Below are 5,501 nucleotides of genomic sequence, written 5' to 3'. Positions count from 1 at the left end.
GAAACGCAAGACGCCGGTCAAATACGACAAGCGCAGATACAAGCGTCGCAACCGGATCGAGATCATGTTCGGTAGGCTTAAGGATTGGAGGCGTGTCGCGACCCGTTATGACCGCTGCCCCAAGGTGTTTCTCTCGGCCATCGCGTTCGCGGCTCTCGTCATCTATTGGTTATGAATCCTGACCCTAATTTGGCCGCAATCCGGGAGCGGGCAAAACATTAAGCGAATCAGCGGTTCACCGCGTTTGCCGCAAGGGATTTGTGAACATTCAAAACCTCATCGAGTTATTGTCGCACAGCGGGTAAAAATATATCTGTCAGCAGGTCGGGGGCGGTAGCGTTTACTTTCCTATAAGGCATTGTATTAAAATAGTAATTTAAAATACATGCCGCTCCTTGCCCTTGCGAACACCCTGGTGCGTCAGTACTTTTTTCCTCGTTGGCCATATCGGCTGTGGAGGAAATGTTGTGAGTTTGGCGAATGTATCTGGTTCGATTTCAGGGAGACCTGCCGGTATTAACGACTCAATTGTGGTAATAAAAACGCGCTCTTGGCATCCGTCCGCTATTCGCCGCACCAGATGTTACGTTGATCGCGAGGTGTTACCGACACCTGACTTCAAGGTGAATTCGTTAGCGACCAACGCTCGACTCGAAACGTGCACTACGACACGGTTTAGCGTCTCCACCCTACCGACAAAGATTCAAAACAAAGCAAAATCACGGCCCCCGCCAGGAGCAAATCCGCAGATATGCCTGGGCTTTGAATCAACTTCTCTGGAGGCCAAGTAATGGTTGATATTTCTTACAGTTTTGGCGGACTGTCCCTACTAGATGATCAAGTGTCCAATAGCCTGACACTCCCCGACGATCTAGTCACCGGAGATCGGTTTTGGCTGATCGTACATGATGACATCTACACTAAAGCCATTCAGGTCGAAGTGCAAAGCGGGGATGGCGATGGCTTTTCGTTGCGCGTCACGGATGCAAAATATGACAGCGGATCGGTCTATGATTCCATCAATGGCGACTATGAGGCCATTCAGGATCATTTTGATACCGGTGGCAATCAATGGACTGTTGCCACAAGCGTCCATACGAATGGGTACGGTCTGCATTCGGTGACCCTTGGGGGCACGAGCAACGGCACGGACTATATCCAGCCCGATACGGCCACCTATTTTCCGATTATCGATTCAACTCAGAATATTCTGGTTAATGGGAGCCTTGCTTCGGGCGTTGCGGATGGTGCTTGGACCACCCAAAGCTCAATTGAGGGCTGGACCAACCAGAACGGCGTTGTGGAAGTTTGGGGCGAAGGATTTAACGGAATTACCACCAGCGACGCTGATGGCATTGTCGAGCTTGATGTGAACAGCGGCGGCGCGCTTGATACCCTGTCGCAAACTGTACAAACTCAGGCCGGTTCGACCTATACTCTGTCATTTGATGCCGGGCAGCGCGGAGCTGATTCTGAAAGTGTCGAAGTGCTATGGAACGGGGAATCCTTGGGCACGTTCCAGCCTGATGCCAGCACCGACTGGACCACCTTTGAAGTTTCGGTCACCGGTACCGGCGGCGCAGACACGCTTACCTTCCGGGAATTGTCTGATGAAAACGACGGCTCAGGGCCGCTTCTGAACAACATCAGCCTCTCTGATCAGGTCGGCGGAGATGATCTACCATCAGGCCTGATGACCTACAGTTTCGGCGGCACCTGGATCAGCGAGGATTTTGCGCAGCATTCCATCATGTTACCAGACAACCTTGTTTCCGGTGATAGGTTCTGGGTGATGGCACAGGATGGCGGTTATACCAAGGCCATCGAGGTGGAAATCAACGACCTGGGTGATGGCGATTTCTCTTTGCAGACCACAGGCGCAAAATATGACGACAACGCGCTTTACGACACGCTGAACGGCGATTTTCAAGCGATTCAGGATCATTTTGATAACAATGGTATCAATAGCAATATTGCGACAAATATCGATGATGCGGGCTATGGTTTGCATTCGGTCACGTTGGGCGGGGCCAGCAACGGCACAGATTACGTCCAGCCCGACAGCGCAACACAGTTTGACGTAAACCCCGAGCCGGTTGAGCCCGGTGAAATAAGCGATGTTACGTCGATGGCGGTGATTTCGCATGCCGATGATGACCTCTATTTCATGAATCCCGACATTCGCGGCAGTATCGAGGATGGTCTAGGTCATGTGACGGTGATTTCAACCGCAGGCGATGCAGGTGCCGACGCCTCCCATTGGGTCGGACGCGAGGCTGGCATTAAAGCGGCCTATTCGGTGATGACTGGATCGGATGCCTGGATGGATGAGACCGTGACGCTAGATAACGGATCAAAGACCTTCGAGGTGCACACCTCCTACCTGGAAGATCAGCCAGAGGTACGGCTTTACTTCCTGCGCCTGCCCGATGGCAATCCGGGCGGCTCAGGCTATGGCTCAACGGGGTATGAAAGCGTTGATCAGCTGTGGGATGGTGCGATTTCCGAGATCAACTCGATCGACGGTCAGAACAGCTATACGGCAAACGAGCTGACCTGGGTGATGACCGAACTGATGAATATGCATCAACCTGAAATGGTGATGATCCAGGATCACGATTCTCAATATGTCAGTTCGGACCATTCCGACCATGTGCATACAGCTGAATTCGCGATGCAGGCACAAGCGGCCTATGACAGCCCCCATGTGGTGCGGGCTTATGTGGAATATGCGACCAATGGCCTGCCGGTAAATCTGGATGCGGAAACCATTCAGGAAAACACCGCCGTGATCGAAGCCTACGCGCAATATGACGGGGTTTCCACCACCTCGGGATGGCTAAGTCGGCAGTATTCCGAAGAGCTGTTCAACTCGCTTGGCGGCGGCGAAGGCGATGGTGCTGCCCCGCCAGAAGGCGCGGTCAATCTGCTGACCAACGGTGATTTCGCGACCGGCGATCTGTCAGGTTGGCAGGCGGGAAACCCCTCGGGCAATACAGGCCCGACAGGCGAAGGCGGGTTTGTCAGCTTCAACGCCAATGACGAAGCCAATTACGGCGATTCCATCGAGCAAAGCTTTGCCACCGAACCCGGGGCAACGTTGACCGTTTCGATGGACCTGTTCGAAGATAACGGCGGCGTGGCCAATCATTCTTTCCGTGTCGATGTGCTGGACGCGAATGGCGACGCCATTGCAAGCCGCGCCTATCAGGTGGCGGACGGCACAACAGAACATGTCAACTTTTCCTTTACCGCGACAACCACCGAAACCTCGCTGCGGATCACCAACATTTCAGCCACTGATTCCGTCGGCACTGACGCCAAGGTAGATAATATCTGGGTCTATGCCGATCCCGGCGATGGCGGCACCGGCGGCCCGGCTGACGGGCAGACGATCACCGGCACTGAAGGTGCCGACAGCCTTGTAGGCGATACCGGCGACGACGTGATCAATGGCCTGGCAGGCAACGACACGCTACGCGGGGGCTGGGGCAATGACACAATCACCGGTGGCCTGGGCGATGACGAGATCGAAGGGCTTTACGGCGACGACCAGATCGATGCGGGCGCGGGCAATGACCATGTATTTGGGCGAGACGGCAATGATGTGATTGAAGGTCACGAGGGTCAGGATTCGCTGATCGGTGGCATTGGAAATGATACGATTTTCGGTGGCAACGACAATGACTTGCTGGCGGGCAACCAGGGCGATGACGAATTGCATGGCGGCGACGGCAACGACTTGGCTTTTGTCGGCCCAGACGAGGACAATGACCTGATCTATCTGGACGCGGGCAATGATATGCTGGATGGACTGTCGTCCAGCAGCGCGATCTATGCCGAAGGCGGCACCGGCAATGACCAGTTGACCGGCGGATCAGCCAATGACACGCTCTTAGGTCAGGACGACGATGACCGGCTGACCGGCAATGGCGGCGATGACAGCCTGGATGGTGGTGCAGGCCGTGACACCATCAATGGAGGGGCAGGGAATGATTTCATTGATCTGGGCGCGGGAGATGGCCAAGCCGATCAGCTGATTTTCAGCACGGGTGACGGCGGTGATGAGGTGCATAATTTCGTGGCGCCTACCGATCTGGGCGATGGAAGCTATCAGGGCGCCGATCAGATAGACGTCTCGGCGCTGTTGAACGCATCAGGGGATCCGGTCAGCACTGATGACGTGATCGTAAGTGAAGTTGGCGGCAATGCCGTTCTGACCTTCCCCGGTGGCGAAGCGCTCACCCTGATGGGCATCTCCGCAGTGCAGGTAGACAGTCCTGCGCAATTGGCCGCGATGGGCATTCCGTTGGCCGATGATGGCAGTGGAAGCGGCGTCACTTACTCGCTGGAGGGCGAGGACACCGCCTATTTTGAGATCGACCCGCAAACCGGAGACGTAACGCTGCAGAGCTGGTTCACCCCGGATTACGGTCAGTTGTGGGACGCCGACGATGATCATATCTATGAAATTTCAGTGGTCGGCACTGCCGCGGACGGGATGGAAGTTAGCCGTGATCATCTGGAGCTGGTTGTAAACGAGGACAATTCTTATATCTGGCAGGAAGGCTCCGGCAGCGGCGATACGGTCAGTGGCGGTACCGATACGGTTGGCGGCGGCGGCAACGTAGACGGTGTTAGCTATGCGCTGGAAGGCGAAGATGCGGGCTATTTTGAGGTCGATGCCGACACCGGTGATCTGTCATTAGTCGACTGGTTCACCCCAGACTATGATCAACTGTGGGATGCCGATGATGACCACGTCTACGAAGTTTCAGTCGTGGGCACCAATGCCGATGGTACCGAGGCGAGCCGCAGCGATCTGGAACTGGTGGTGAACGAGGACAATTCCTACATCTGGCAGGAAGGCACCGGTGGCGCAGATTCCGGCAGTGGTGGAACGGGAGAAGGCATCGATACCGGACCGATAGAAGTGTCGGGCCCGGGGGCCGTCGAGGGTGTTACCTATGGGCTGGATGGCGAGGATGCAGCGTATTTCGAGGTGAACTCGGACACTGGAGATCTGTCACTGATCAACTGGTTCACACCGAATTATAGCCAGTTGTGGGATAATGACGACGATCACATCTACGAAGTTTCGGTAGTTGGACAAAACGAGGACGGGTCAGAGGCCAGTCGAAGTGATCTGCAGCTCGTGGTGACGGAGACCAACGAGTATTATTGGCAGAATTCCACGGGCAATTCACTCGATTCGGAGGAGCCAACCGGAGAAGAACTCATGGCGATGTTGTTCACCCCGATGGAGCAGGAGGACGAAATCTCAGAAGAAGTTGATGATACTGAATTTATCGGGGTGTGATTGCCGGCGCGTGTGAAAGGACAAGATTTCGGACAAGTCGAGTTCCAAAAAGCCTGCGAACCTAGGGTCAGGATGCATTGATTTCAGTCTCGCTACATGATTCACGGCTCCGAAAAGGAGTGGTGACATGAGTGATCTTTTCTGGCTGACCGATGAGCAGATGGGCAAACTTGCGCCTTTC

The 5,501-nt window shown here is 54.8% G+C and carries 2 protein-coding genes; both read left to right on the top strand.

Features of this window, described 5'->3' with window-relative positions:
* On the top strand, positions 1–175 hold a 175-nt coding region (locus KUV39_RS18665), incomplete at its 5' end, for a transposase (RefSeq protein WP_222460645.1).
* A gap of 615 nt (positions 176–790) precedes the next feature.
* Positions 791–5,320, top strand: a complete 4,530-nt coding sequence (locus tag KUV39_RS18660; protein WP_222460644.1) for a DUF642 domain-containing protein — start codon at positions 791–793, stop codon at positions 5,318–5,320.
* Positions 5,321–5,501 lie beyond the last annotated feature (181 nt).

The organism is Phaeobacter italicus, assembly GCF_019801785.1.
Taxonomy (GTDB): Bacteria; Pseudomonadota; Alphaproteobacteria; order Rhodobacterales; family Rhodobacteraceae; genus Phaeobacter; species Phaeobacter italicus.
This window is presented reverse-complemented; position numbering and strand designations above follow the sequence as displayed.

Bases quoted from the DNA above. Each gene is read 5' to 3' on its own strand.
- KUV39_RS18660 (WP_222460644.1), top strand. From the start codon at position 791: ATGGTTGATATTTCTTACAGTTTTGGCGGACTGTCCCTACTAGATGAT.